Raw genomic sequence first — 24814 nt, forward strand, 5'->3', positions numbered from 1 at the left:
GACCATGCTTCGCCGGGTATCCGCCACGGTGTCCCTCCTGGCCGCCGCAGCACTGGCCCTTGCCGGCTGTACTTCCGCCGATCCTGCAGGCGGCAAGACGATTAAGGTGGCCTACCAAAAGACGGATTCCTTCACCGCACTGGACACCATGTTCCAGGACGCCAAGAAGGAGTTCGAAGCCGCGCACCAGGGCGTCACCGTTGAACTCCAACCCATCCAGGCCAACGACGACGACTACGGCACCAAACTGGCCCTCGCGCTCAGGTCGCCGGCCACCGCCCCCGACGTCTTCTACGAAGACACGTTCAAGGTCCGCTCGGACGTGGATGCCGGGTACCTTTTGAACCTGGACAGCCGGCTGACGGCATGGGAAGACTGGGACAAGTTCGACGCCGGCGCGAAAGAAGCCGGGAAAGCCGACGACGGCGGCACCTACGCGGTGCCGTTGGGCACCGACACGCGGGCCATCTGGTACAACAAGAGGGTTTTCGAAGCCGCGGGCATCGCGCTGCCCTGGCGCCCTGCCACCTGGCAGGACATCCTGGACACCGCCAGGAAGATCAAGGCCTCGAACCCCGCCGTGATCCCGTTCAACATGTATGCCGGCAAAGGCACCGGCGAGGGAACAGTGATGCAGGGGTTCTACGAACTGCTGTACGGCACCGGCGCCGGCCTGTACGACCAGGACGCGAAAAAATGGGTCGTCGGCTCAGCTGGCTTCAAGGATTCCCTCACCTTCCTCCAGGCGCTCTACCAGGAGAACCTCGCGGTGCCGCCCGCTGATGCGCTGGACCCGAACGTCTGGAAGAAGGTGTTTGGAGACTGGTTCCCGAAGGCAAAGTTGGGCGCCACAGTGGAAGGCTCCTATACGCCGTCGTTCTGGCAAATAGGTGGAAGCTACGAATGGCCGGCGTACGCGCAGGACATGGGCGTGGCCCCATTCCCCACACAGAAGGGCGGGGCACCGGGCGCCGTGAGCATGTCCGGCGGCTGGACCTTGGCCGTGGGCGCGGAAACCAAGCAGCCTGACCTCGCCTTCACATTCCTGACCACGGCGCTGAACGCAAAGAACTCCCTGAAGTTCACGGTCGCCAGTTCACAAATCGCCGTCCGCACGGACGTCGCAGCCGATCCGGGCTACCAGTCCGCCAACCCCTTCGTCAAAGACGTGTCCAGCCTGGTGTCGGTGACCCGGTACCGCCCCGCCACCTCGGACTACCCCCGGATCTCCGCTGCCGTCCAGGAAGCCACCGAAGCCGTCATCACGGGCAAGAGGACCCCGGAGCAGGCGGCCGCCGACTACGAGACGGCCGTGGCAGGCATCGTGGGCGGCGACAAGACCGTCCGGAAGTAGCGGTGGCACGCCACCACCAACGGCGGCAGTTCGCCCGCTACCTGCCGGTCCTGCCGGCCGTCCTGCTGCTTGTGGTCTTCCTGGCGGGCCCGGTGCTGTGGGCCTTCCAGGCCTCGCTGACCAATGCCGGACTGACCGGCAGGCATGCCAGGAACCCGGAATGGGTGGGTCTGGGGAACTACCAGCGGCTGCTGCAGGACCCGGTGTTTCCGCTCTCGCTGGCCCTGACGGTGGTGTTCGTGGGCGGGTCCGCCGTTCTGGGCCAGAACGTCCTGGGACTGGCGCTGGCGGTCCTTCTGCGCCGGGCCCGGCCCGCGGTCTCCGCGGCGGTGGGTACCGCCGTCGTCGCCGCCTGGGTCTTGCCCGAAATCGTGGCCGCTTTCGCCGCCTACGCTTTCTTCAGCCGCGACGGCACGCTCAACCAGTTACTCGGCGGGCTGGGACTGGCGGAAATCGACTGGCTCTACGCCCTGCCCATGCTGGCCGTGATTATGGCGAACGTGTGGCGGGGCACCGCCTTTTCCATGCTGGTGTACCGCGCGGCGCTGGGCGGGGTACCGGCCGAGCTCACCGAAGCGGCACACATGGACGGGGCCGGCGCCTGGAAGCGGCTGGTGTTCATCACCCTGCCGGTGATCCGGGGCAGCATCGCTACCAACCTGATGCTGGTCACGCTGCAGACCCTGGCCGTGTTCACCCTGATCTGGGTCATGACCGCGGGCGGTCCGGCCAACGGCAGCTCCACGTTGCCCGTCATGGCCTACCAGGAGGCCTTCAAATTCGGCGACATCGGCTACGGCACGGCGGTGGCTTCGGTGCTGATCCTGATCGGGGCAGTGTTCGGGGCCGCCTATCTTCGCCTCTTGCGGGAGCAGAAGCCGTGACGGCCGCACGGACTGCCGTCCGGCCACGGGCCCGCCGCCGTCCGCGGGGGAGCGCTGTGGCGGATGCCGTCCTGCTGGTGATCGGCGCGTGCTTCGTGCTGCCGCTGCTGTGGCTGGTCCTCGGTTCGCTGGACCCGGCCGCCGGGCATGGCACCAAAGTTCCGCTGCGGCCGGCCCTGGACAATTTTTCCGCAGTCCTCACCCCGGAGCTGCTGTTCCGGCCGCTGTGGAACAGCCTGGTGCTTTCTGCAGGGACCGGTGCCGTGACCCTCGCGGCGGCGGTCCTGGCGGCCTACCCGCTCTCGCGCTACCGGTCGCGCTTCAACCAGCCGTTCATGTACGGGATCCTGTTCGGCACCTGCCTGCCGGTGACGGCCATCATGGTTCCGGTGTACGGATTGTTCGTTCAGCTTCAGCTGTTGGATTCCTTGCCCGCCACAGTGCTGTTCCTGTCCGCGACCAGCCTGCCCATGGCCATCTGGATGACCAGGAATTTCATGGATGCCGTGCCTTTGGCCGTGGAGGAGGCCGCTTGGGTGGACGGGGCATCCCGGCTGGCTGCCTTGCGTTCAATCGTGCTGCCGCTCATGGGCCCGGGCCTGGGCGTGGTGTTTATCTTCGTGTTCATCCAGGCCTGGGGGAACTTCTTCGTACCGTTCGTGCTCCTGCTCTCTGAAAGCAACCAGCCGGCGGCGGTATCGATCTTCAGCTTTTTCGGCCAGTACGGGGCCGTGGCGTATGGCCAGCTGGCCGCGTTCTCCATCCTCTACTCCCTGCCGGTGCTGGCCCTCTACGGCATCGTGGCGCGCGGCGCCGGCAACTCGTTGGCGCTGTCGGGAGCTGTCAGGGGCTAGTCGATGTCCTCGAGCACGACGCCGAAGGGGAGGGTATCGTCCAGGTGGGCTTGGTGGCCGTGGTGGGTGTCCACCACGCGGACGCCGTGCAGTTTGTCCGCCGCGGACTGCATCAGGACGGGCCTGACCGTGTCCACGAACAACTGGTTCTTGCCGGCGAGGTACTTCTTGTAACTGTCTGGAAGCTCGATCATGGCAAAAGGATAGACCTGCCCGGCCCGCATGGGGAGGGGTGCCCATTGCCGTTCCGGGCCCAGCGGTCTTGGATAGGATGGCGGGCGGGACACGGCCGGCCCGGCCCGCGACTCCATCACCGTCACCAGGGGGAATACCAGTGCTTTCGACCAGCGTGCCCGCAAGAATCGAACCGGCGGAGCTGGCCAGGGCGCAGCAGGTGGTCGCGAACATTTCCCGCAGTTTCGACGCCAAGGTGGTGGGGCAGTCCCGGCTGCGCGAATCGCTCCTGGTGGGCCTGCTGACCGGCGGGCACATCCTCCTCGAAAGCGTCCCGGGACTGGCGAAGACCACTGCGGCGCAAACGGTGGCCGAGGCTGTCAGTGCGGACTTCCGCCGGATCCAGTGCACCCCGGACCTGCTGCCCAGCGACATTGTGGGAACCCAGATCTACGATGCCGCCAAAGGAACTTTCGTCACCCAGCTGGGGCCGGTGCACGCCAACATCGTGCTGCTGGACGAAATCAACCGCTCCAGCGCCAAGACCCAGAGCGCCATGCTGGAGGCCATGCAGGAACGCCAGACGTCCATCGGCGGACAGGACTACCGGCTGCCCTCACCGTTCCTGGTCCTGGCCACCCAGAACCCGATCGAGCAGGAAGGCACCTACCAGCTCCCTGAAGCCCAAATGGACCGCTTCATGCTCAAGGATGTGCTGGACTACCCGTCGCCGGCGGAGGAAGCGGAGATTATCCGCAGGATCGATGCCGGCATCTTCACCGCGGACCAGAAGCCTGCTGCCGCCGCCTCCCTCGACGCCGTCACCGACATCCAGGCCCTCGCCAAGCGGATCTACATTGATCCTGCGCTGATCAACTACATCGTGGGGCTGGTGTACGTGACCCGGCATGCTTCGCAGTACATCGATGCCCGGCTTGCCGGATTCATCGAATTCGGCGCCAGCCCCCGCGCCAGCATCGCCTTCAGCCAGGCCTCCCGTGCTGTTGCCCTGTTGAACGGCCGCGACCACGTCATCCCCGAGGACGTCAGGTCGCTGGCCCACCGGGTCCTGCGGCACCGGCTGATCCTGAACTTCGATGCCGTGGCCGAGCAAGTGCCTGTCGAATCGGTGATCGACGCCATCGTCGCAGCCGTCCAGACCCCCTGACCCCGCATGCCAAGCCTGCTCCAGCGCGTGAAGTCGAAGATGGCCATCTTCGCGCACCGGAAAGCCCGGGGAATGCTCGACGGCGAATACGGTTCCGTCTTCCGTGGCCGCAGCCTCGACTTCGATGACCTGCGTGCCTACGTTCCCGGGGACGAGGTCCGCGACATCGACTGGAAGGCCTCGGCGCGCCACGGCTCACCCCTGATCCGGCGCTATGTGGCAGTCCGGAGGCAAACGGTCCTCCTCGTTACCGATACCGGGCGCAACATGGCCGCAGAGGCCTGGTCCGGGGAAACAAAAAAGGACATTGCCATCCTCGCGCTGGGAGTCCTGGGCTACCTGGCGCACCGCCACGGTGATGTGGTGGGCCTGGTCTGCGGCGACTCTTCCGCCACCCGGTCCCTGCCCGCAAAGGGCGGTGAAGAGCACCTTGAGCGACTGCTGAGGCACGTCGACACCCACACCAGGCTGGACGGCCCCCCGAGCCGGCTCCAGGACCAGTTGGAGCATGTGGCCCGAAACGTCAAGGGCCGCCACCTGCTGTTTGTCGTCGCGGATGAACTGCCCGCTGACGCCAGCACGGGCCAACTCCTCCGCAAGCTCCGCGCGCAGCACGAGATTCTCTGGCTGACGGTCCGGGACGCGGACCTGTCACCGTCCAGCCCGGAAAGGATGGAGTCTTCCCCAGCCGATTCCTTCAGCGTGGCCGATTCCGCGCTCCTGGCCTCCCAGCCTGCGGCGTCGGCCGCGGTGGCGGCCGCCTATGCCACCGCGGTCGCCCAGCGCGACGCGGATCGCAAGGCCATGCTGCGTGCTGCCGGGATCGTCGAGGGGGCCGTGGCCGCCAGCGGCGACGTCATGACCGGCCTGTTTGCCCTGCTCGAAAGGCACCGGCGTGCAGGCTGACCCCGGATTCTACGGACCGCTGCCGTACAACCCCGCATGGACGTGGTGTGGAGCGGCAATCCTGGCCCTGGTGGCCGGCTGGTACGCCTACGTGTGGTTAAGCTCCCGTGCCGCCCCCGCATCCGGTCCCGCACCGGCGCGTCCCGCCCTGACAGACCTCCCGGCGCTCAAGGCCGCCTACCTGCAGCGCATCCAGGACGCCGAACGGGATGCCGCGGCGGGCACCCTCGACGCACGGGCCGCGCACCAGCAGATCAGCATGCTCCTGCGCGGCTTCGTCCGGGACGCCACCGGGGTGGACGCCACCCGAATGACGCAGCAGGACCTGGCGCAGCACCCGCTTCCGGCGGCCGCGGACGCCGTCGAAGCCCTCTACCCGGCCGAATTCGGGCCCGGTCCGCTGCCCTCCGTGGGCGCCTCCGCAGCACGGGCTTCGGCGGCGGTGCGCGCATGGAGCTGATGTTGTGGTGGGTGCTGCTGCCTGCTGCCGCTGCCGTGGCGTGGGCCATATGGGCCGGGCTGCGGCGCAACGGACGGGAAGACGTTCGACGCCGCCCGGTGGCCCACGCGGACCGGCTCACCGCGCTGCCGGAATACCAGGCTGCCCTCCGGCGGCACCGGAGATGGCTGCTCGTGGCCGGGGCCGCCTGTACCCTGCTGCTGGCCTCGACGGCGGTGGCCGCTGCCCGCCCCGTGGACGTGGCAACCACCAGGCCGGAGCAGCACAACCGGGACATCATGCTGTGCCTGGACGCGTCCGGTTCCATGAGCGACGCCGACGCCGCCCTGGTGGACGTCTTCGCCGGCCTGGCCAGGAAGTTCAACGGCGAGCGGATCGGCCTGACCATCTTCGACAGCAGCGCCATCCAGGTGTTCCCGCTGACGGACGATTACGCCTACGCCCAGGAGCAGCTCCAGTCCGCCAAGGACGCTTTCGACGGCAAACCCGGCAGCTCCGGATTCCTGGACGGCACCTGGAACGGCCAAGGTTCCTCGCTGATCGGCGACGGCCTGGCGTCCTGCCTGAACAGCTTCCAGGGCGCCACCGGCCCAGGTGACGCCGGGGCGCAGCGGTCGCGGTCGGTAGTGCTCGCCACGGACAACTTCCTTTCCGGCACACCCATCATTACCCTGGAGCAGGCGGCGCAACTGGCCAGGGAAAGGTCGGTGCACGTCTACGCCCTGAACCCGGGGGACGTTGACTATGGCTCCGGGCCGGACCAGCCGGGAGCCCGGCTGCGGGCCGCGGCGGAGTCCACGGGCGGCTCGTACTACGCCCTGGACAGCCCTGACGCCGTGGCCGGGATCGTGGCGGGTGTCGAAAAGACCGAGACCGCTGCCATCCAGGGAGCGCCGCGGGCCGTGATCACGGAGGTTCCGGGAGTACCGCTGGCCACGGCAACGCTGTCCGCACTGGTGCTCTTCGCTGCGCTTTGGCAGGTGCAGCCACCGCTGAGGCGCGGCCGGCATGGCACGCCGCCTCGTCGCGGGCCGGGGCGACGTGCGTGGTTCAGGCGTACCGCCGTCGTCCTGCTCGTCGGGGCAGCCGCCCTGCGCCCCGGCCTGCCCGGCGGAACCGTGCAGGCCGCCTCGACGGACCTCAACGTCTTCTTCGTGGTGGACACCACCACCAGCATGGTCGCCGAGGACTACGGCGGTGGAAGCCCGCGGCTGGAAGGCGTCCGCAAGGACATCAAAGCGATTGCGGAACAACTGCCGGGCGCGCGTTTTTCGGTCATCACCTTCGACACCACCGCACACGTCCGGATGCCGTTGAGCACCGATACCCTTGCCCTTGAGACCCTCACCGACATCCTGGAGCCCCAGGTCACCGCTTACGCCAAGGGCAGCAGCATCAGCGCCGCCAGGCAGGTCCTCGCAGAGCGGCTGGCCGCCGCCCGGGACAGCCACCCAGGACGCCCGCGGCTGGTGTACTACCTGGGAGACGGCGAACAGACCAGCGGCAAGGAACCGGAGGCAATGGCGTTCGACGCCGGGCTGGTGGCTGGAGGAGCGGTCCTCGGCTATGGCACGGCGGAGGGCGGCCGGATGAAGGAAAACACCGGCCTGGACGCCGGCGACGGCTCCGCCGGCGGCGCTGCGACAGGACCGCACAGCGGATATGTCCAGGACAACGGCGCAGGGGACGCACGCTCCGTCATCGACGAGGGGCGGCTACGGACCATCTCGGCGCAACTGGGCGTACCGTACGTGCATCGGGACGCGGGCGGCGCCGTGGCGGACATGATGCGTCAGGCCCGCCCGGGAAAGCCGGAACACTCGGACGGCGACGGTTCAGTCCCGGCCCGGACCGAGGTTTATTGGCTGTTGGCCGCCGGCGCCTTCCTGCTGGCCCTGCCAGAAGCGGCGGCTGTCCTTCGCCGGCTCCGCGGACTCCCGTGGCCCGCACGGGCGGAGGCCACACCGTGAGGGCTCCAGCCCGCCGCCGGCGCATGCTGCTCTGGTCGCTGCTGCCTGTGCTCTTGGCGCTGTGCGTGGCGGCAAAGCTCCTCAGCCTCGGCGTCCTTGCCGGCACTGCTGCCGCACGTTACGCGGCCGGGGACGCCGCCGGCGTGGACGCCGCCGCCGGTGGCCTCGGCGTGGCCAACGTGGTGGAGCCGCATAAGGCGCCGTTCGCCGCCGGCGGCGCTGCGGTGCTGCGCGGAGAATACGGGGCCGCCCGTGCCGACTTCGAAACGGCGCTCCGCACCGTCCCGGCCGGTTCCGGGGATGAATGCCTGATCAGGGTCAACCTGGCCCTGGTGATTGAACGCCTTGGTGACGAACGGCTGGAGGCCGGGGACCCGGCGTCGGCCGCTGCCCTGTACCAGGCCGCACTGACCGCGGCGAACGAGGCACCGGGTTGCTTGTCGCCGGACGCGGCAGCCGGAGCCGGCGGACGGCTGGGGGAAGCCGCCGAACGGCTGGAAGGAAAGCTCAACTCGGCCGCCCAGGCGCCAGGCCAAACAGCGGCACCATCGACGGAGCCCGCGCCGGACCCCTCGGCAGCGGCGCGGCAAAGCCAGCTGGACCAACTACAGGACAGCGCGCGGCAGGCCGAGCGGGAAAGGAACAGCGGCCGCGAACGGGAGCAGTACTTGGACGACACCAGTGGAACGGCGCCGGACCGGCCCTGGTAGGGATGGTCCAGCGGCGAAGGAAATTCTGCAGCAGCTGTGAAACACACCGTAAAACTGCGTCTTATTCGGTTGCCGACTTGAATGCACCCTCCGGGCCCTCATAGAGTCATAGACAAGTTACCGCGGTAACGTGTCAGCGATCCTCCGTTCCGGGGGGTGTGGGTGCCCCCATGTGGGCCTGACATTTGCTCACGGACTACTTCATTCCAGGCGTAACAGTCGCGGCTGCGTCCTCAATGGAGTCCATCCGTCTTCCCCAAACTCAATTCATTGGCGGTTTTCCTGCACATTCACCGGCAGGCAACCCCAATGGCCCAAAGCCAAGGACGCAAATGTCACCACCAAGCCTCATCGAAGCACACCCAAACCTCTCCGACACCGCCCCGGTGGCGCTCTCCTACGAGCTGTTCCCGCCGCGCTCCCCGGCCGCTGCCGAGACGCTCTGGACCACCATCCGTGAACTCGAAACCACGGCGCCCGACTACGTCTCCGTGACGTACGGTGCCAGCGGATCCAACCGCGACACCGCCGTCGAACTCATCAACCGGCTCCTGCTCGAGACCACCCTCCGGCCGCTGGCCCACCTGACCTGCGTGGGAAACACGCCGCAGGAATTGGCGGGAATCATCGGCGAACTGCTGGACATCGGAGTGCGGGGCATCCTTGCCCTGCGCGGCGACCTGCCCAAGGACGGCGTCCGGCCCTCCGACGGTGCGCTGCGGTACGCCCAGGACCTGATCGAGCTGATCAGGCGGGTGGAGCAGCGGCGTTCAGCCCTGCTCTGCGCCGGAAAGATCGCCGTCGGCGTGGCCGCATATCCCTCCCGGCACCCGGAATCGCCCAGCGAGGAACACGACGTCGAGGTGCTGCTGGCCAAGCAGCGTTCCGGCGCCGACTTCGCCATCACCCAGGTGTTCTTCGAGACCGAGCAGTACGCGAACCTCCTCACCAGGGCACGCCGCGCCGGAGTCACCATCCCGATCATCCCCGGCGTCATGCCGCTCACCAGCCTGCGCCGGCTCACCCGGCTCGGTGAACTGGCCGGCGTCGAACCGGCACCCGCACTGATGGAACGCCTGGCCGCCGCCGACAGCGACCTCGAACGCCTGCACATCGGCGTCGACGTCACGGTGGACCTGGCCAATGCTGCCCTGGATGCCGGAGCCCCCGGTATCCACCTCTACACCTTCAACGAGCACCAAAGCGCACTGGAGGTGCTGGACAAACTGGCCCTGCCGCGCCACACCCGCCGGGACTCCGCCGCCCGGTCCCAGCTCGCCAGCTGAGCACTTTCCCGGCCGAACCCCCCAGACCACCCTCGTACGCTCCACACTTCCTGGGAGATTTACGCCGCCGCCATGGACGGCGTCGGATTTTAACCGGGCAGCCTCAGGACTCCCAGACGATCTCGTCGTCGACTACGCCGTCCTGGTCAGCGCAGGCCACCAGGACCTCATCGGTGAAGTGCTCGCCGAGGGTGAAGTCCAGGACAAAGTAGCGTTCGGGCTGGCCGGGGTAGATGCCCACATGGCCGAGCTTCAGTGCCTTGAGGAAAACCTCATTGGTCAGCTGGCTGCGGTCCTGGACACCGAACACCTTGTGCAGATGTTCTTCCTTGAGGGCGTTGCAGTGGAAGTGCAGGTATTCCTGCGGGCTGGTGCCTTCCTGCTCAAGTTCCTCGGCAATCATCTCGCGGACCTCGTCCACCAGTTCGGGCAGGAAACGCAGCCGGTATTCGACCTTACGGAGCGCGGCTTCATCGAAGTGGTCGTGGGCATTGATGTTCAGGTCGAGTTCCAGCGGGTGGCCGCGCAGCTCATGCCGGGCGGCAAAGAGATGGTCCATGCCGTGGTTCAGGTCGATCTCTCCAAAGTGCTGGCTCGCTACCTTGTTCATATTCTCAACATAGACCCGAAGGCCAGACCATTCCAGCGTTCGGGGCTAATTCACTGCGGTGCGCATGCCGGCGAGGGTTTCAGCCAGTAGGTCAACGAACAGCTGAACCCGTGCCGTTTTCCGGTCATTGAGCAGAAGCGCGAACACGTTGCGTGCCAGCCGGATCTCGGGGACGTCCAGCACCACCACGCCCGCGGGTTTGTTCCGAAGCGCGAGCTCCGGGACAAGGGCAGCGCCCAGCCCGGCGGCCGCCATTTCCAGGCTTGCGTGGAAGTCGTCGCTGTGCGCCACCACGCGCGGGTGCAGGTTGCAGCCGGCGAAGAGCCGCTCGATCACCATGGCATCACTGGTGCCGGGGTGGTGCATGATCCATGGCATTTCGGAGAGATGGTCCGCTGCCACCTTCGCGTCGGCGCGGAATCCCCAGCCGGCAGGCAGCACCACGCGGAAATCGTCGTCGCCAATCCATTGCCGGTTGATCGTGTTGGGCCAGGCGAAGCCGGTCTGGCCCACCTGGAACACCACCGCCAGGTCGAGGTCACCGCCGGTCCGCAGCCCCTGGATGGTTTGGCCCGGTTCAGCCACGGAGACCCGCAGGTCGATGCCCAACTTCTTCCAGGCCGGGTTTTTCAGGATCCGCGGCAGGACATAGGTGGCGAGGCTGGGGAAGATCCCCAGCCGCAGTTCCTGGCTTCCCGTGTCTTGTGCCCTTGACGCGGCCGCCATCAGTGCTTCGATGTCCGTGAGCACTTTCGCGGCGTGGCGGGTCATGACGACGGCGGCTTCCGTAGGAACCACGGCCCGCGCCGAGCGCTGGAAGAGCGTGACGCCGGTGTCGCGCTCCAGCGCGGACATCTGCTGCGAAACAGCGGAGGCAGTGTAACCAAGTGTCGCGGCCGCCGCGGCGAATGAGCCCAGCCGCGTGACCTCCAATAAGGTCTTCAAGTGCACGGGGTTTACCACCAGCCCACAGTACTGCACCCATCCGCCGCCGCCACGGTACCGAATTGCCCTCTGTACACCCGGTCCGGCGGCAGATGTCCAACAGAGGAGCACGAATTGTCACCTAATCCAGCAGTAGATGCAGGCGGGCGGCGGCGCGTCGCCGTCATCGGCAGCGGCGTGGCCGGACTTACGGCCGCCTACGTGCTGAACCGGCAGGACAACGTCACCCTGTTCGAGGCAGATTCACGGCTGGGCGGCCATGCCCACACCCACGACATGCCGCAGCCGGACGGCAGCGCCATCGGCGTCGATACTGGTTTTATTGTTCACAATGAACGGACCTATCCCACGCTGCTTCGCCTGTTCGCCGAACTGGGCGTGGAAACCCAGGACTCGGAGATGAGCATGTCCATCCGCTGTGACGGCTGCGGACTCGAATATGCCGGCGCCCGGGACGGCGCCCGCGGCATCATCGCCAAACCATCGAGCCTGCTGCGCGGCCGCTACCTGCTGATGCTCCTGGAGGTCACCCGCTTCTACCGGAAGGCGCGGGAACTGCTCAGGACCGCGCCGCCGTCGGCCGTCAGCGGCGGGGTGGATGTGCCCGAACTGACGCTCGGCGCCTTCCTGGAGCGGGAAAAGTTCAGCCCCTACTTCATCTCGCACTTCATGACCCCCGTGGTCAGCGCCGTCTGGTCCTGCGACCCCGCCACCGCACTGTCCTACCCCGCACGGTACCTCTTCACGTTCCTGGGCCACCACGGGATGCTGGGCATTAAAGGCTCACCGCAGTGGCGCACCGTCACCGGAGGCTCAGCCCGGTACGTCGAAAAGCTGGCCGCGACCCTTCCCGACGTCCGGCTGGAAACCCCGGTCTCCACCCTCCGGCGGACCCCTGACGGTGTGGAACTGGCAACTGCCGGTGGGCTGGAAGCCTTCGACGCCGTCGTCATCGCCACCCACCCGGCACAGGCCCTGGGGTTCCTGGCCGACGCGACGCCCGAAGAGAAGGAAGCGCTCGGCGGCATGCCGTACTCGGTCAACCACACCGTCTTCCACCGGGACCCCGCAGTCCTGCCCGCGGCGGAGAACGCCAGGGCTTCATGGAACTACCGGCTTCCCGGCTGCGACGCCCGCCCGGACAAAGTCCTGGTCAGCTACGACCTGACCCGGCTGCAGCGGCTTGAACCCGCCGACGGAAGGCCGTACCTGGTCAGTCTTGGCGAGTCCGAGCTGATTGCCGACGTCGCCGTCCTGGACAGGATGGTCTACGAGCACCCGCAGTACACGCCCGAATCCCTGCAGGCCCAGCAGGCCATCAAGGCGCTCAGCAACGACCGGATCGCCTACGCCGGGGCATACCTTGGCTGGGGCTTCCACGAAGACGGCGCCCTCTCCGGGGTCCGCGCCGCGGAGAAGCTCGGCCGCACCTGGCCGGTGGCCCGGGCCGCTGACGGCGGAGACTCCTCCGGCGAAGGGGAGCGGGAACTGCTTGCGGCGGAACCGGCGTGACCATGGGTGCCGCCATCTACCGGACCGCCATCTCGCATGTGCGGCAGACCCCAATGAAGAACGCCTTCACCTACCGCAGCTACAGCTGGTTCGTGGACGTGGATGACCTTCCCCGCCTGCCACCCCTGCTCCGGCCGCTGGCAGAATTCCGTGCGGGAGACCACTTGGGCGATCCCCGGGCCAGCTTCAGGGCCAACGTGGAGCGTTACCTGCGGACACAGGGAATCGAGCCCGATGGCGGCCCCATCCACATGCTGACCAGTGCCAGGGTTTTTGGCTATGTCTTCAACCCGCTGACGCTTTTCTGGTGCTACGGCACCAACGGAGAGCTACGGTGCGTGGTGGCCGAGGTCCACAACACCTATGGCGAACGGCACTGCTACCTGCTCCGGACGGACCCCTCGGGGCGCGCGTCAGTGCCGAAGGCTTTCTACGTTTCACCCTTTAACGACGTTGACGGCGAATACCGGATGAAGTTGCCCGCCCCCGGCGAGCGGCTTGCGGTGTCAATCGTCCTGGAACGCGAAGGGCACCGACCCTTCGTGGCAACCATGGACGGCAGGAGTAAACCGGCCACCCTCCGGAACATCCTCGCGGCAGCCGTTGCAGTGCCTGCCGCGCCGATGCTGGTATCCGCACTTATCCGGCTTCAGGGCGTTAAGCTCTGGGCAAGACGCCTGCCCGTCGTCGCCAGACCACATCACCCCCCACAGGAGGCAGTTCAATGACAATGACGGACGATAACGGCACCGCGTCGGCTGAGCGGCCGGCGGACCATCACGGTTCCGCCGCACCGTACACCGTGCCGCGGCCACCCGCGTCCATCGATGCGGGCATCTGGCCGGGAATTGCCGCCGTGCCTTCCGGTTTCAAGGCCAACGGTGCAGCTCGGATTGCGGACGGGATCTTCAAGGCCGCGGTGCGGCGCCTGCCACTCGAGGTGCGCTACCCCGATGGCCAAGTGCTGGGTTCTGCTCCGGCCGGATCGGGTGCGCCCGTCATGACCATCCACCGGCCCGCGCAGTTTGCCCTGCGGCTGGGCGACGGGGGGCTGATCGGCCTGGGCGAGTCCTACATGGCGGGCGACTGGGATGCAGACAACCTGACAGCAGTGCTGGAGGTCTTCGCGGAGCGGGCGGGCACCCTGATACCGGTTCCGCTGCAGAAACTGCGGTCCATCTTCCTGCCGCGCCAGCCGCGGACTGAACGCAACTCCCTGAAGAACACCCGCTCCAATATCTCCCGCCACTACGACCTCTCCAACGAACTGTTCGCCACGTTCCTTGACGAGACCATGTCCTACTCCAGCGCGCTCTTCCCGGCGTCCGGTGGTGCCGTGAAGGACATGCCGTGGGAGGGCTTCGCCGCCGCCCAGCAGGCGAAGATCGACCGGCTGCTGGACAAGGCCGACGTCGGACCCGGAACCAGGGTGCTTGAGATCGGCACCGGGTGGGGCGAACTGGCGCTGCGTGCAGCCGCCCGCGGCGCCACCGTCTACTCGGTCACGCTGTCCAGTGAGCAGCAGGCGCTGGCCCGGAAACGGGTGGCGGAGGCAGGCTACGCGGACCAGGTGACCATTGAGCTGAAGGATTACCGTGCCGTGGAGGGCGAATACGACGCCGTCGTGTCGGTCGAGATGATCGAGGCCGTTGGTTACGAATACTGGGCCACGTACTTCCAAACCATCGAGCGGGTCCTTGCCCCCGGCGGCAAGGTGGCCATCCAGGCCATCACCATCGCGCATGACCGGCTTCTGGCCACCCGGACCGGATATACGTGGGTGCACAAGTACATCTTCCCGGGCGGCGTTATCCCGTCGATGCGCGCCATCGAGGAAGTCACGGAGAAGCGGACCGGACTGCAGGTCCGTGAACGCCTTGCCTTCGGCGAACACTACGCAGAGACGCTGCGGCTTTGGGAGGAGCGCTTCATGGCGCGGAAGGACGAGGTGGCTGAACTGGGCTTTGACGCCGTCTTCCAGCGGATGTGGCTCTTCTACCTTTGCTATTCAAGGGCCGGGTTTGCCTCGGGCTACCTGAACGTCCAGCAAATTGTGCTGGACCGGAGGAAGAACGCTGCCGTCAACGGAGGCCGCTGATGACCGCTGCACTTGCCGAAACGATCGCGGAGGTACTGCGGCCCGTGGTGGGCGGGGAGCTGCCCGTCCGCCTGAAGGCCTGGGATGGATCGGAAGCGGGGCCGGCGGAAGCTCCGGTAGTCCGGCTCAACAGCCCGGATGCCATCCGGCGGTTGCTGTGGAGCCCAGGTGAACTTGGCGCCGCACAGGCCTACGTCACGGGCGAACTGGACATTGACGGTGACCTCAATTCCGCGCTGCAGCAGCTGTGGGAAGTGGTCCGGCAACGCCGGTTGTCCGGCATCCGCCTTACGCCCGGAGTCATCGCCGGGATCGGCAGGATCGCCCGCTCGGCCGGGGCCCTGGGGACACCGCCGGCGCCACCGGCAACGCAGGCCAAGGTCCGGGGACGGCTGCACAGCTTGATCCGTGACCGGGCCGCGATCAGCCACCACTATGATCTCAGCAACGATTTCTACGGCCTGATCCTGGACCCGCAGATGGCCTACTCCAGCGGTTACTGGATGGAAGCTCCCGGCCCCGGCTACGGCGTCGAGGATGCCCAGCGCGACAAGTTGGACCTGGTGTGCCGCAAGATCGGGCTGGAACCGGGCATGCGCCTGCTGGACGTTGGCTGCGGGTGGGGTTCCCTCAGCCTGCATGCCGCGCGGCAGTACGGAGCCAAGGTGGTGGGTGTCACCCTCTCCGTGGAGCAGAAAGCATTCATCGACGCGCGGATCAAAGAGTACGGCCTGGCGGACCAGGTGGAGATCCGGGTACAGGACTACCGCGAGATCCCGGACGGGCCATTCGACGCCGTCGCCTCCCTGGAAATGGGCGAGCATGTGGGGCAGAGGAACTATCCCGTCTACACCCAGGCCTTGTTCGACAACCTGGCGCCGGGCGGGAAAGTGCTGGTCCAGCAGATGTCCCGGCGCGGCCGCCACCCCGGCGGCGGTCCATTCATCGAATCCTTCATCGCGCCGGACATGCACATGCGCCCGGTGGGGGAGACGTTGAACTTCCTCGAGGGCGCCGGGTTCGAGGTGGAAGGGGTCGAGGGCATGCGCAGGCACTACGTCCGCACCCTTGAAGCCTGGTATGCGACGTTCGAGCAGAACCTGGACCGGGCCGAGGAAATGATGGGCCCGGAAGTGGTCCGCGTCTGGCGGCTGTACCTGGTGGGGGCCCTCCGCAGTTTTGCCGAAGGCCGGATGGGCGTAGAGCAGATCCTCTGCAGCAGGCCCGTTCCGCTGTAGCGGCTCCCGCCGCGGCACCTGCACCAGGCGGCGGGTGCGATTGGTCACCCCAAGGGGTTCCGAAGGTCACTTCGGGACCCCTTTTCCGTGCCCGGGAGCCCTGTGGACAACGCCGCGACACGCCGTCGATTTCGCGACACGCTGGCCGTTAATCGTGGCTAAGTAGTCCACAGGGTGTGGACGGGGCGCACAAAAATCCCGGGATCCCGGCCATTTTATTTGCCCCTGCCTGTGGATTAACGGTGCATTAAATGACATACTTGTAATACATCATCTTGGGGTCCAAAAGAGGCGCCTGCACTACATGTAGTATCTACATACGGCTTGGACGGGGACACCGCACCAGCAAGAGATTTCAACTAAGGGGACAGCGACAATGACCGTAACGGTTTACACGAAGCCTGCGTGTGTTCAGTGCAACGCCACCTACCGTGCGCTCGACAAAAAGGGCATCACCTACCAGAGCGTCGACATCTCCCAGGACGCCGAGGCGCTGGAGCGCCTGAAGGCGCTGGGCTACATGCAGGCTCCCGTTGTGGTCACCGACCAGGATCACTGGTCAGGCTTCCGCCCGGACAAGATCGAGGAACTGGCACTGTCCGCCGTTTCCTCCGTGGCCTAAGGTTTCCGCTTTTCCCGACAGCAACAAGCTGAGGTGACGTCCATGGTGGCACCCACAGCACAGCGTGACCATGCGGCTCAGCGCATGGGGGCGTCCGCATTGGCCGGTGCACAGGCTGATGCGGAGCCGGTCAGCACCGGCAGCCAGCTCATCTACTTTTCCTCTGCATCCGAGAACACCGGCCGCTTCGTCAGGAAGCTAGGCCGTGAGGTGGCCCGGATCCCGCTCTACGCGAAGGACTCACCCCTCCTCGCCACCCGGCCGTTCGTGCTGGTGGTGCCTACTTACGGTGGCACCGGGGAGAGGGGTCCGTTCCCAAGCAGGTCATCCGGTTCCTCAACAACCCGCAGAACAGGCAACTGCTCCGCGGCGTGATTGGTGCCGGCAATACGAACTTCGGGGACAACTACTGCATGGCCGGTGACATCATCGCCGCCAAGTGCAAAGTACCCCACCTTTATCGATTCGAACTTATGGGAACGCCGGAAGACGTCACCCGGGTCAACCAAGGATTGGACACGTTTTGGACACGACTGTCGCAGACACAGAAGTAACCAGGGCCGGGAAGCCCGAGATGCCGGCTGCCTACAAGGGCCTGGGCTACCACGAGCTGAACGCCATGCTGAACCTCTACGGTCCCAGCGGCGAAATCCAGTTTGAGGCGGACCGCGAGGCCGCCCACCAGTACTTCCTGCAGCACGTGAACAACAACACCGTGTTCTTCCACGACCTCGAGGAGAAGCTCGACTACCTGGTGAAGAACCAGTACTACGAGCGCGAAACGCTGGACCAGTACACGATGAACTTCATCCGTGAACTGTTCAACCGTGCCTACAAGAAGAAGTTCCGCTTCGAAACCTTCCTCGGTGCCTTCAAGTTCTACACCTCGTACACGCTGAAGACCTTTGACGGCAAGCGTTTCCTGGAACGCTACGAGGACCGCGTGTGCATGGTTGCCCTGCACCTGGCCCGCGGCAACGAGCAGCTCGCCCTGCAGATGGTGGACGAGATCATCGAGGGCCGCTTCCAGCCGGCAACCCCCACTTTCCTGAACGCCGGCAAGAAGCAGCGCGGCGAGCTGGTCTCCTGCTTCCTGCTCCGCATCGAAGACAACATGGAATCGATCGGCCGGAGCATCAACTCCGCGCTGCAGCTGTCCAAGCGCGGCGGCGGCGTGGCCTTCGCCCTGACCAACATCCGCGAGGTGGGCGCGCCCATCAAGCAGATTGAGAACCAGTCCTCCGGCGTCATCCCCGTGATGAAGCTCCTCGAAGACAGCTTCTCCTACGCCAACCAGCTCGGTGCCCGCCAGGGTGCCGGTGCCGTGTACCTGCACGCCCACCACCCGGACATCTACCGCTTCCTGGACACCAAGCGCGAGAACGCGGATGAGAAGATCCGCATCAAGACCCTCTCCCTGGGTGTCGTCATCCCGGACATCACGTTCGAGCTGGCCAAGAAGGACGAGGACATGTACCTGTTCTCGCCGTACGACGTCGAACGCGTCTACGGCATGCCGTTCTCCGACGTCTCGGTCACCGAAAAGTACTACGAGATGGTGGACGATTCCCGGATCAAGAAGACCAAGATCAAGGCGCGCGAGTTCTTTCAGACCCTCGCCGAGATCCAGTTCGAGTCCGGCTACCCGTACATCATGTTCGAAGACACCGTGAACCGGGCCAACCCGATCGACGGCAAGATCATCATGTCCAACCTGTGCTCGGAGATCCTCCAGGTCTCCCAGCCCACCACGTACAACGATGACCTGTCCTACGCCGACACCGGCAAGGACATCTCCTGCAACCTGGGCTCGCTGAACATCGCCAAGACCATGGACTCGCCGGACTTCGGCCTCACCATCGAGACCGCCATCCGCTCGCTGTCCGCCGTCTCCGACATGTCCAACATCACCTCGGTGCCGTCCATCGCCAAGGGCAACGACCAGAGCCACGCCATCGGCCTGGGCCAGATGAACCTGCACGGATACCTGGCGCGGGAACGGGTCCACTACGGCTCCGAAGAGGGCCTGGACTTCACCAACATCTACTTCTACTCGGTGGTGTACCACGCGGTGCGCGCCTCCAACCTGCTGGCCATCGAAACCGGCCAGACGTTTGGCGGCTTCGAGAAGTCCAAGTACGCCTCGGGGGAGTTCTTCGATAAGTACACGGAGCAGGAATGGGTTCCGCAGACCGAGAAGGTCCGCGAGCTCTTCAAGAACGTGCACATCCCCACGCAGGCTGACTGGCGCGAGCTGAAGGCCTCCGTCATGGAGCACGGCATCTACAACCAGAACCTGCAGGCCGTGCCGCCCACCGGCTCGATCTCCTACATCAACAACTCCACCTCCTCGATCCACCCGGTGGCGTCCAAGATCGAGATCCGCAAGGAAGGCAAGCTGGGCCGCGTATACTACCCGGCGCCGTACCTGACCAACGACAACCTGGAGTACTACCAGGATGCGTACGAGATCGGCTACGAGAAGGTCATCGACACCTACGCAGCGGCTACGCAGCACGTGGACCAGGGCTTGTCGCTGACGCTGTTCTTCAAGGACACCGCCACCACGCGCGACATCAACAAGGCCCAGATCTACGCCTGGAAGAAGGGCATCAAGACCATCTACTACATCCGTCTCCGCCAGCTCGCGCTGGAAGGGACCGAGGTTGAGGGCTGCGTCAGCTGCATGCTGTAGTTGAGGCTTCAACTAACTAGCCAAGTACGACGGCGGGTGCCCGCCCGCCGTCGTACGCTTTAACTTAGAGAAAACCCACCCAACGCATAGGGGATGACATGACCGAAAAGGTCAAGCTGCTGAGCCACGTCGAGGCCATCAACTGGAACCGCATCCAGGACGACAAGGACGTGGACGTCTGGAACCGCCTGGTGAACAACTTCTGGCTGCCGGAGAAAGTGCCGCTGTCCAACGACGTCCAGTCCTGGAACACGCTGACGCCGGCCGAGCAGCAGCTCACCATGCGCGTGTTCACCGGCCTGACCCTGCTGGACACCATCCAGGGCACCGTTGGCGCGGTCTCCCTGATCCCGGACGCGCTGACCCCGCACGAGGAAGCTGTCTACACGAACATCGCGTTCATGGAGTCGGTGCACGCCAAGAGCTACTCCTCCATCTTCTCCACGCTGGCCTCCACCAAGGAGATCGACGAGGCGTTCCGCTGGTCCACGGAGAACGAGAACCTTCAAAAGAAGGCCCAGATCGTCATGGACTACTACCAGGGCGACGATCCCCTGAAGCGGAAGGTGGCCTCCACGCTGCTGGAGAGCTTCCTGTTCTACTCCGGCTTCTACCTGCCCATGTACTGGTCTTCGCGGGCCAAGCTGACAAACACCGCTGACCTGATCCGCCTGATCATCCGCGACGAAGCCGTGCACGGTTACTACATCGGCTACAAGTTCCAGAAGGGCCTGGAGAAGGTTTCCGAGGAGAAGCGCCAGGAGATCAAGGACTACACGTTCGAGCTGCTGTTCGAGCTGTATGAGAACGAGGTCCAGTACACGCACGATCTGTACGACGGTGTGGGCCTGGCCGAGGACGTCAAGAAGTTCCTGCACTACAACGCCAACAAGGCCCTGATGAACCTGGGCTACGAGGCGATGTTCCCCGCTTCCGTGACCGACGTGAACCCGGCGATCCTCTCGGCCCTGTCGCCGAACGCCGACGAGAACCACGACTTCTTCTCCGGGTCGGGTTCGAGCTACGTCATTGGCAAGGCTGTTAATACTGAGGATGAGGACTGGGACTTCTAGGTCTCCTGTCTTCCAAAAGGCTGACCTCCTTCCTGGATACCAGAATGACCCCGCATGCTGAGGCGTGCGGGGTCATTTCGTTTGAGGGGCCAAGGGCATGGTGGGGTCGGCAGGAAGGTTAGCCCTGAACGGAGGCGTACCGGCGCACCGCTGAGGGATCGCCACACCGGCGACCCGAGGATGAGTCTGACTGGGAGGCATAGCGTAGGCGCGGGGCCTTGCCTAGACTCTCGCCATGAGGAAGTGGTGGCGGGAGCTATCGCCAAGACTGCAGGTGGCATTATCGCTGTCGCCAGAGGCGCTTGCGGCGAACGCAAGTCCGACTGGAGGATCAGGGCGAGTCGCTGATGTTCCTGCGGTATCCGAATTCGCTGCCGGGCTCCGGATCATAACCCTGGAAGCCGACGGCGGAACCATCGAGATCGCGGCCAACCCTGAAACGCTGCAGAAGTTTCAGAAGGCCATCGAGACGGCATCACAGTAGCCTGCGGGCGCAAGATACCCTCAAACAGCTTGCCGCGGCTGCGCGCCGGTGGTTCACTGCACTAATGCCAGCATCGCCGAAGGATCCTCAGGACGGGAAGCCCCTGGCTTCCACGGATGAGGCGCGTCGCAGGATTACCCGAATCACGTATTGGTCGTTGCCATTCATGCTCGTCTTCGCGGTGTGGAACCTAATCCCGAACATTCCCGATTCTTTGCGATTTGCAATGCTGCCGGTCGAGGCCGTGTTCGTCGTCGTTTACGGCACCGCCGTGATCCGGTTTTCCCTATGGCAGCGCGACGAGTATTGGCGGGAGCGGGGAGGGATCCCAAGCACCCGGAACGATTCCCGAAAAGATGAATATCAGGGCAAGTTGAGAACTTCTCTGGGGCGGGGGCTGGCCCCTATGCTCATGGCAGTATGACGACTCGCTGTGCGAACTTGGGGGATCTGATGAAACCGAAACCTGGGATTCCGTGGCCGTTGATGTTATCTGGCGGGCTGCTCTTTCTCTCCGTCGCGGCCCTGGTCCTGCTTGGCCAGATGGGGCGGCCCTACGTTGTGTATGCGGGGGGTGTGGCGGCGGGCGCCGCTGTACTGTTGGGCACTTGCCTTCTTGCAGACGTCCGCGGATCGGCGCAATGGCTCGGGAAGGTTGCTCAGAACAACGCCTCGCTGTATGCAAAGGGTTCGGCTCCGGACGACGGTGTCTACCGGATAGTTGGCGCAGGGATTGCTGTGCTGGGGGTTGCCATCGGTGTGGTCCTCCTGATGAATCTGCCGCGGTGACTCGATCGGGCCCGGCAACCTGCGACGAAGACTAGGACAAGCGCATGCAGGGTGGGCTGGCGTTCCGGGTTATCGCGTTGGTGTGGTTTGTCATCCGCAAGCCCATCGCTCGCCGTCAGGCCGTCATTATCCGTGTCATGCTTCGCCGGCCTGACCCCTTCAGTGGCGAGCAGGTCCGCGGACTGGAGATGGCCGGCATATTCTTCTGCTGCGTTCTGGGATTGGGCGGCCTGACGCTGGTGCTGCTCTATTAGCCTGTGATCGACCCAACGAGGACGTTGTCGTGGATCTTGCGCCAGCCTGCCAACTCAAGGGCGGCGTATCGAAGCCGGGTGTCACGGTCCCCTCGAGGCGCTTACGAGCCGCTTCCGCCGTCGGCCGTTTGACGGGCTTTCTGTCGCCGTTCATCGGCTTGGAGGATGCCGTCACGGACGGCGGCGCGGATGACGCCGTAGAGGATGTAGAAGAACACCGCTGCGAAGACGACGGTCAGGACCAAGCTGTCGAGTGCCATTACTCCCCGTCTCCTTCCGGCCAGTACTGCCGGGCGCCCGCCGAGGCCTCGCGGAGTTCGGTTCCGTCGAGGTCGATGGAGGCTTCGGGCATGCCCATGTCGGTCCATTGGGTGACCAGGCGCATGGTGCCGGCCGGCGGCAAGGGCCACAGCCAGAGGGTTCCGCTGGCCGCCATCTCGTCGTCCCCGCCGCTGCCGCCTTGGCCCTGGAAGAGAATGACCGGCGGCTCCGGCTGGGGAGCGTCGGGTGCAGGGTGGGGTCTGTTCAGCATCGCCCCGGTGGAGGCTTTGGAACCGTCGGCAAACTCCACTCCGCAGAGAAGGGCCGCGAGCGGCATGTTGGCCTTGGCCCACCGGGCGTGCGGCTGGCTGAAGAACGACGCGTTCAGCTCAGCCCATTCCTCGTCGTTCTCTGCATGCCGACGCAACTTCCACGACAGATCAATAAGGCAGCCCGTGGAATAGACCTTGACGGCTTCAACGGCCATGACGAACGTCGGCGAGAGATGAAGGAAACGGCCAACCGCTACCACTGCGGGCAGCTCATGCCGCGGGGCGCCCGCCCATACGGGCGGCACGTAACGGATGGTACGGCCCCGGCGAGGTGGTTCGGGTACGGGCAGGTCCTGGAAGAAGGTCAAAGCGGTTCCTTGGGGTGCTGGCGTTGACCGACCAGCGGAACGGCAGGTTGTGAGCCAGCCGCGGATCCCCCAATCCGTCCTTACCCCGCCCAGTCTACCGGTCGGTCCCGCCGGATCCACCGCCAGGACCTCGCGTCTTGACGGTCGGCTGGCAGCGCTTGGGTACGCAGGGACCGCTACATACGCGCGGCAGCTACATCAGATTTTCGCGACTCCAGGTCCCGTGCGCGTAACGCCTTCGCGCTTCGTACCTTCGCGAAGGCAACCAGTAAGGTCACAACCGTGCCTGTCCACGCCAGCCCGGCCAGGATCACTAGGCCGACCGCCACTAAGGGGTGCATGGTGACAGAGTAGAACTTCAGGCTCGGAGTCCCGGGACGCAACTCCGGACCATGAGCACACGAAAAAGGTGCGCCCCGTTCGCTGAGCGCACCCTTTCGATACTCCACAACCCGGATCCCCATCCGTTGAGTCCTATCATAAGCATGCTGATAGTTAGGTGGTCAAGGCATGGCGTGTTTTAGCGTGCGCTGTTCGAAGGCTCATGGCAACTGCTCGAGAATGACGTCCGCCACAATATTCGGGCGATTGAACAACATGAAATGGTCAGTGTCGATGTCCCGGACATCGTCCACGGCCTGACGTGCCCATGCACGCGCCTCCGCCCCGGTCAGGTTGTCCCTGACGCCGAGGAGGACGGTCGTAGGGATCTCTGCCCAGGTAGCGGCCGGTACTGGATCGCTTCGGGTGCGGGGTGTGGCGAACCTGCGCCGGTGTTCCTTCAAGAACAGGCGCACCTCCTCCGGAAGCCGGAGGCCGGCCTCATCTTCTTTGAGCCACCAGTCGCCGTCCAGGGCGAACCGGCCGTGTGCGTCCCGGAGCATGTGCTCCATCGTGTCCAGCCAGCTGACGTCCCGCACTTCAGGATGGATCTGCAGTGGGGGCGAGGAAACATACACCAGGCGGCGCACGTTTGGCATCCCGTGCGCGGCGATTCCCACGACGTCCGTGCCGTAGGACCATCCCACGACAACAGTGGGTTCCGGGCTTTCGGCAATGGCCTCCCGGACCTCCTCAGCGTCATCCAGCAGCCCTGCTTCAGCCGAGCGGTGGGAGGGGAGGTCAGGAGTTGCCACCTGCAAGCCCGCATGCCTGTCGAGTGCACGCTGGACCCATGTCCAATCCTCCGGAACACCCCACATGCCGTGTACAAGAACAACGCCTCGCGGCAGATGGCTGGCCATGGGGGGAACATACTTCCGCTGGGACCCAGCGGTCAAGACGTCATCGCTGTGTGCCGTTAGTCTCTCTCCTTGGGATGCTTCTGCCATATTGGTGCCAGCACATAAAGAAACCGAGAGGGGCGATGGATGGGCGCATGGGGGTATCTGCCGTTCGAAAACGACGACGCGCTGGACTGGTTGGAAGACCTTGAATCCGGCGGAGCGGAGGTCGTCCGGTCGGCACTGGCCAAGGCCGGCGACCGGTATGTGGAGGCGCCCGAGGGTGCCATAGCGATCGCCGCCGCGGAAGTGGCGTCAGCCAGCCGAGGCAATCCGCTGGGTGAGCTGCCCGAGAATGTTGCTGACTGGGTCGCGGCCCGTGGGGCAGAGATCACGGCGGATGATGTCGAGATGGCCCTGGAAGCCGTTCAGCGCGTGGCGGGTGAGCAATCCGAGCTTGCCGAACTGTGGGACGATGCCGACGAGCCGGAATGGCGCGAATCGCTCGACGATTTGGTGGAGCGGCTCCGCGCAGCGCTGAGCTAGCAGCGGCTGGGGCCGGCTGGCCGTGGTGAAGAGAGGTCGTGAAGAGAAAGCCTGGGGG

At 65.4% G+C, this 24814-nt stretch carries 27 protein-coding genes and 1 pseudogene; 22 read left to right on the forward strand and 6 right to left on the reverse strand.

What is annotated here, in order from left to right; translation table 11 throughout:
* Positions 1 to 4: 4 nt before the first annotated feature.
* From ACX5I6_RS13860 to ACX5I6_RS13870, 3 genes are read left to right on the forward strand one after another with little or no spacing between them, the layout of a single operon-like run.
* Positions 5 to 1354: an extracellular solute-binding protein gene (locus ACX5I6_RS13860; RefSeq protein ID WP_461840834.1), complete on the forward strand. Its 1350-nt coding sequence runs from the start codon at positions 5 to 7 to the stop codon at positions 1352 to 1354.
* Between the two features lie 2 nt (positions 1355 to 1356).
* A complete protein-coding gene (locus ACX5I6_RS13865; RefSeq protein ID WP_461840835.1) occupies positions 1357 to 2238 on the forward strand; it encodes a carbohydrate ABC transporter permease in 882 nt (293 codons plus the stop codon).
* Positions 2235 to 3092: a carbohydrate ABC transporter permease gene (locus ACX5I6_RS13870; protein ID WP_461840836.1), complete on the forward strand. Its 858-nt coding sequence runs from the start codon at positions 2235 to 2237 to the stop codon at positions 3090 to 3092. The genes ACX5I6_RS13865 and ACX5I6_RS13870 overlap by 4 nt, the downstream gene beginning before the upstream one ends.
* On the opposite strand, the gene ACX5I6_RS13875 is transcribed toward ACX5I6_RS13870, so the two are convergent.
* Positions 3089 to 3316 carry a hypothetical protein gene (locus ACX5I6_RS13875; protein WP_461840837.1) on the reverse strand — a complete coding sequence of 76 codons (228 nt, stop codon included), beginning with the start codon at positions 3314 to 3316 and terminating at the stop codon, positions 3089 to 3091. The genes ACX5I6_RS13870 and ACX5I6_RS13875 overlap by 4 nt on opposite strands.
* A gap of 110 nt (positions 3317 to 3426) precedes the next feature.
* Here ACX5I6_RS13875 and ACX5I6_RS13880 point away from each other — a divergent pair, with 110 nt between their 5' ends.
* The 6 genes from ACX5I6_RS13880 to ACX5I6_RS13905 all read left to right on the forward strand — a co-directional run bounded on the left by ACX5I6_RS13880 (position 3427) and on the right by ACX5I6_RS13905 (position 9766).
* Entirely contained in the window at positions 3427 to 4434 is a 1008-nt protein-coding gene (locus ACX5I6_RS13880; RefSeq protein ID WP_285246256.1) for an AAA family ATPase, read from the forward strand.
* 6 nt (positions 4435 to 4440) lie between these two features.
* The gene (locus tag ACX5I6_RS13885; protein WP_461840838.1) at positions 4441 to 5340 is read left to right on the forward strand and encodes a DUF58 domain-containing protein; all 900 of its coding nucleotides are present in this window, start codon (positions 4441 to 4443) and stop codon (positions 5338 to 5340) included.
* Positions 5330 to 5800, forward strand: coding sequence for a hypothetical protein (locus ACX5I6_RS13890; protein WP_461840839.1), 471 nt, complete (start codon positions 5330 to 5332; stop codon positions 5798 to 5800). Before ACX5I6_RS13885 ends, ACX5I6_RS13890 begins: the two co-directional genes overlap by 11 nt.
* Positions 5791 to 7770, forward strand: coding sequence for a vWA domain-containing protein (locus tag ACX5I6_RS13895; RefSeq protein ID WP_461840840.1), 1980 nt, complete (start codon positions 5791 to 5793; stop codon positions 7768 to 7770). The genes ACX5I6_RS13890 and ACX5I6_RS13895 overlap by 10 nt, the downstream gene beginning before the upstream one ends.
* The gene (locus ACX5I6_RS13900; RefSeq protein ID WP_461840841.1) at positions 7767 to 8480 is read left to right on the forward strand and encodes a hypothetical protein; all 714 of its coding nucleotides are present in this window, start codon (positions 7767 to 7769) and stop codon (positions 8478 to 8480) included. Before ACX5I6_RS13895 ends, ACX5I6_RS13900 begins: the two co-directional genes overlap by 4 nt.
* 332 nt (positions 8481 to 8812) lie before the next feature.
* Positions 8813 to 9766, forward strand: a complete 954-nt coding sequence (locus ACX5I6_RS13905) for a methylenetetrahydrofolate reductase (RefSeq protein WP_461840842.1) — start codon at positions 8813 to 8815, stop codon at positions 9764 to 9766.
* A gap of 103 nt (positions 9767 to 9869) precedes the next feature.
* On the opposite strand, the gene ACX5I6_RS13910 is transcribed toward ACX5I6_RS13905, so the two are convergent.
* Positions 9870 to 10376: a DUF2004 domain-containing protein gene (locus tag ACX5I6_RS13910; protein ID WP_018761541.1), complete on the reverse strand. Its 507-nt coding sequence runs from the start codon at positions 10374 to 10376 to the stop codon at positions 9870 to 9872.
* Between the two features lie 45 nt (positions 10377 to 10421).
* Complete coding sequence (locus ACX5I6_RS13915) at positions 10422 to 11339, reverse strand: LysR family transcriptional regulator (protein WP_285246250.1); 918 nt, start codon at positions 11337 to 11339, stop codon at positions 10422 to 10424.
* Between the two features lie 96 nt (positions 11340 to 11435).
* Between ACX5I6_RS13915 and ACX5I6_RS13920 the strand changes: the two genes are divergently transcribed.
* The 12 genes and pseudogenes from ACX5I6_RS13920 (at position 11436) to ACX5I6_RS13975 (ending at position 22086) form a co-directional block, all read left to right on the forward strand.
* Positions 11436 to 12833, forward strand: coding sequence for an NAD(P)/FAD-dependent oxidoreductase (locus ACX5I6_RS13920; RefSeq protein WP_461840843.1), 1398 nt, complete (start codon positions 11436 to 11438; stop codon positions 12831 to 12833).
* Positions 12830 to 13561 (forward strand): DUF1365 domain-containing protein, encoded by a 732-nt coding sequence (locus tag ACX5I6_RS13925; protein WP_461840844.1) that lies wholly within the window; start codon positions 12830 to 12832, stop codon positions 13559 to 13561. Before ACX5I6_RS13920 ends, ACX5I6_RS13925 begins: the two co-directional genes overlap by 4 nt.
* On the forward strand, positions 13558 to 14931 hold the full coding sequence (locus tag ACX5I6_RS13930) for a class I SAM-dependent methyltransferase (protein WP_461840845.1): 1374 nt from the start codon (positions 13558 to 13560) through the stop codon (positions 14929 to 14931). The genes ACX5I6_RS13925 and ACX5I6_RS13930 overlap by 4 nt, the downstream gene beginning before the upstream one ends.
* Positions 14931 to 16169, forward strand: coding sequence for a class I SAM-dependent methyltransferase (locus tag ACX5I6_RS13935; RefSeq protein WP_461840846.1), 1239 nt, complete (start codon positions 14931 to 14933; stop codon positions 16167 to 16169). The genes ACX5I6_RS13930 and ACX5I6_RS13935 overlap by 1 nt, the downstream gene beginning before the upstream one ends.
* A 376-nt stretch (positions 16170 to 16545) precedes the next feature.
* Positions 16546 to 16791: a glutaredoxin-like protein NrdH gene (gene nrdH, locus ACX5I6_RS13940; protein WP_013601222.1), complete on the forward strand. Its 246-nt coding sequence runs from the start codon at positions 16546 to 16548 to the stop codon at positions 16789 to 16791.
* A gap of 84 nt (positions 16792 to 16875) precedes the next feature.
* Positions 16876 to 17345 (forward strand): annotated as a pseudogene (nrdI, locus tag ACX5I6_RS13945) (class Ib ribonucleoside-diphosphate reductase assembly flavoprotein NrdI).
* 20 nt (positions 17346 to 17365) lie between these two features.
* Entirely contained in the window at positions 17366 to 19486 is a 2121-nt protein-coding gene (gene nrdE, locus ACX5I6_RS13950; RefSeq protein WP_285246337.1) for a class 1b ribonucleoside-diphosphate reductase subunit alpha, read from the forward strand.
* A gap of 98 nt (positions 19487 to 19584) precedes the next feature.
* Entirely contained in the window at positions 19585 to 20559 is a 975-nt protein-coding gene (gene nrdF / locus ACX5I6_RS13955) for a class 1b ribonucleoside-diphosphate reductase subunit beta (RefSeq protein ID WP_018761532.1), read from the forward strand.
* A gap of 235 nt (positions 20560 to 20794) precedes the next feature.
* On the forward strand, positions 20795 to 21043 hold the full coding sequence (locus ACX5I6_RS13960; RefSeq protein ID WP_461840847.1) for a hypothetical protein: 249 nt from the start codon (positions 20795 to 20797) through the stop codon (positions 21041 to 21043).
* A gap of 64 nt (positions 21044 to 21107) precedes the next feature.
* Positions 21108 to 21467, forward strand: coding sequence for a hypothetical protein (locus ACX5I6_RS13965; protein ID WP_461840848.1), 360 nt, complete (start codon positions 21108 to 21110; stop codon positions 21465 to 21467).
* 29 nt (positions 21468 to 21496) lie between these two features.
* Positions 21497 to 21832, forward strand: a complete 336-nt coding sequence (locus ACX5I6_RS13970; protein WP_461840849.1) for a hypothetical protein — start codon at positions 21497 to 21499, stop codon at positions 21830 to 21832.
* 44 nt (positions 21833 to 21876) lie between these two features.
* The gene (locus tag ACX5I6_RS13975; protein WP_461840850.1) at positions 21877 to 22086 is read left to right on the forward strand and encodes a hypothetical protein; all 210 of its coding nucleotides are present in this window, start codon (positions 21877 to 21879) and stop codon (positions 22084 to 22086) included.
* A gap of 101 nt (positions 22087 to 22187) precedes the next feature.
* On the opposite strand, the gene ACX5I6_RS13980 is transcribed toward ACX5I6_RS13975, so the two are convergent.
* The 3 genes from ACX5I6_RS13980 to ACX5I6_RS13990 form a co-directional block, all read right to left on the reverse strand.
* The gene (locus ACX5I6_RS13980) at positions 22188 to 22346 is read right to left on the reverse strand and encodes a hypothetical protein (protein ID WP_461840851.1); all 159 of its coding nucleotides are present in this window, start codon (positions 22344 to 22346) and stop codon (positions 22188 to 22190) included.
* On the reverse strand, positions 22346 to 22987 hold the full coding sequence (locus tag ACX5I6_RS13985) for a hypothetical protein (RefSeq protein WP_461840852.1): 642 nt from the start codon (positions 22985 to 22987) through the stop codon (positions 22346 to 22348). Before ACX5I6_RS13985 ends, ACX5I6_RS13980 begins: the two co-directional genes overlap by 1 nt.
* A gap of 542 nt (positions 22988 to 23529) precedes the next feature.
* A complete protein-coding gene (locus ACX5I6_RS13990) occupies positions 23530 to 24318 on the reverse strand; it encodes an alpha/beta fold hydrolase (RefSeq protein WP_461840853.1) in 789 nt (262 codons plus the stop codon).
* A 39-nt stretch (positions 24319 to 24357) separates the two neighbouring features.
* On the opposite strand from ACX5I6_RS13990, the gene ACX5I6_RS13995 reads away from it, so the two are divergent.
* Positions 24358 to 24756: a DUF4259 domain-containing protein gene (locus ACX5I6_RS13995; protein ID WP_461840854.1), complete on the forward strand. Its 399-nt coding sequence runs from the start codon at positions 24358 to 24360 to the stop codon at positions 24754 to 24756.
* The last annotated feature ends 58 nt before the right edge of the window (positions 24757 to 24814 follow it).

The organism is Arthrobacter sp. MMS24-T111, assembly GCF_054888995.1.

Coding starts and splice junctions, on each gene's coding strand:
- ACX5I6_RS13860 (WP_461840834.1), top strand. CDS start 5: ATGCTTCGCCGGGTATCCGCCACGGTGTCCCTCCTGGCCGCCGCAGCA.
- ACX5I6_RS13875 (WP_461840837.1), bottom strand. CDS start 3,316: ATGCGGGCCGGGCAGGTCTATCCTTTTGCCATGATCGAGCTTCCAGAC.
- ACX5I6_RS13885 (WP_461840838.1), top strand. CDS start 4,441: ATGCCAAGCCTGCTCCAGCGCGTGAAGTCGAAGATGGCCATCTTCGCG.
- ACX5I6_RS13895 (WP_461840840.1), top strand. CDS start 5,791: ATGGAGCTGATGTTGTGGTGGGTGCTGCTGCCTGCTGCCGCTGCCGTG.
- ACX5I6_RS13905 (WP_461840842.1), top strand. CDS start 8,813: ATGTCACCACCAAGCCTCATCGAAGCACACCCAAACCTCTCCGACACC.
- ACX5I6_RS13910 (WP_018761541.1), bottom strand. CDS start 10,376: ATGAACAAGGTAGCGAGCCAGCACTTTGGAGAGATCGACCTGAACCAC.
- ACX5I6_RS13930 (WP_461840845.1), top strand. CDS start 13,558: ATGACAATGACGGACGATAACGGCACCGCGTCGGCTGAGCGGCCGGCG.
- ACX5I6_RS13935 (WP_461840846.1), top strand. CDS start 14,931: ATGACCGCTGCACTTGCCGAAACGATCGCGGAGGTACTGCGGCCCGTG.
- nrdH (WP_013601222.1), top strand. CDS start 16,546: ATGACCGTAACGGTTTACACGAAGCCTGCGTGTGTTCAGTGCAACGCC.
- nrdE (WP_285246337.1), top strand. CDS start 17,366: ATGCCGGCTGCCTACAAGGGCCTGGGCTACCACGAGCTGAACGCCATG.
- nrdF (WP_018761532.1), top strand. CDS start 19,585: ATGACCGAAAAGGTCAAGCTGCTGAGCCACGTCGAGGCCATCAACTGG.
- ACX5I6_RS13960 (WP_461840847.1), top strand. CDS start 20,795: ATGAGGAAGTGGTGGCGGGAGCTATCGCCAAGACTGCAGGTGGCATTA.
- ACX5I6_RS13965 (WP_461840848.1), top strand. CDS start 21,108: ATGCCAGCATCGCCGAAGGATCCTCAGGACGGGAAGCCCCTGGCTTCC.
- ACX5I6_RS13970 (WP_461840849.1), top strand. CDS start 21,497: ATGAAACCGAAACCTGGGATTCCGTGGCCGTTGATGTTATCTGGCGGG.
- ACX5I6_RS13975 (WP_461840850.1), top strand. CDS start 21,877: ATGCAGGGTGGGCTGGCGTTCCGGGTTATCGCGTTGGTGTGGTTTGTC.
- ACX5I6_RS13980 (WP_461840851.1), bottom strand. CDS start 22,346: ATGGCACTCGACAGCTTGGTCCTGACCGTCGTCTTCGCAGCGGTGTTC.
- ACX5I6_RS13990 (WP_461840853.1), bottom strand. CDS start 24,318: ATGGCAGAAGCATCCCAAGGAGAGAGACTAACGGCACACAGCGATGAC.
- ACX5I6_RS13995 (WP_461840854.1), top strand. CDS start 24,358: ATGGGCGCATGGGGGTATCTGCCGTTCGAAAACGACGACGCGCTGGAC.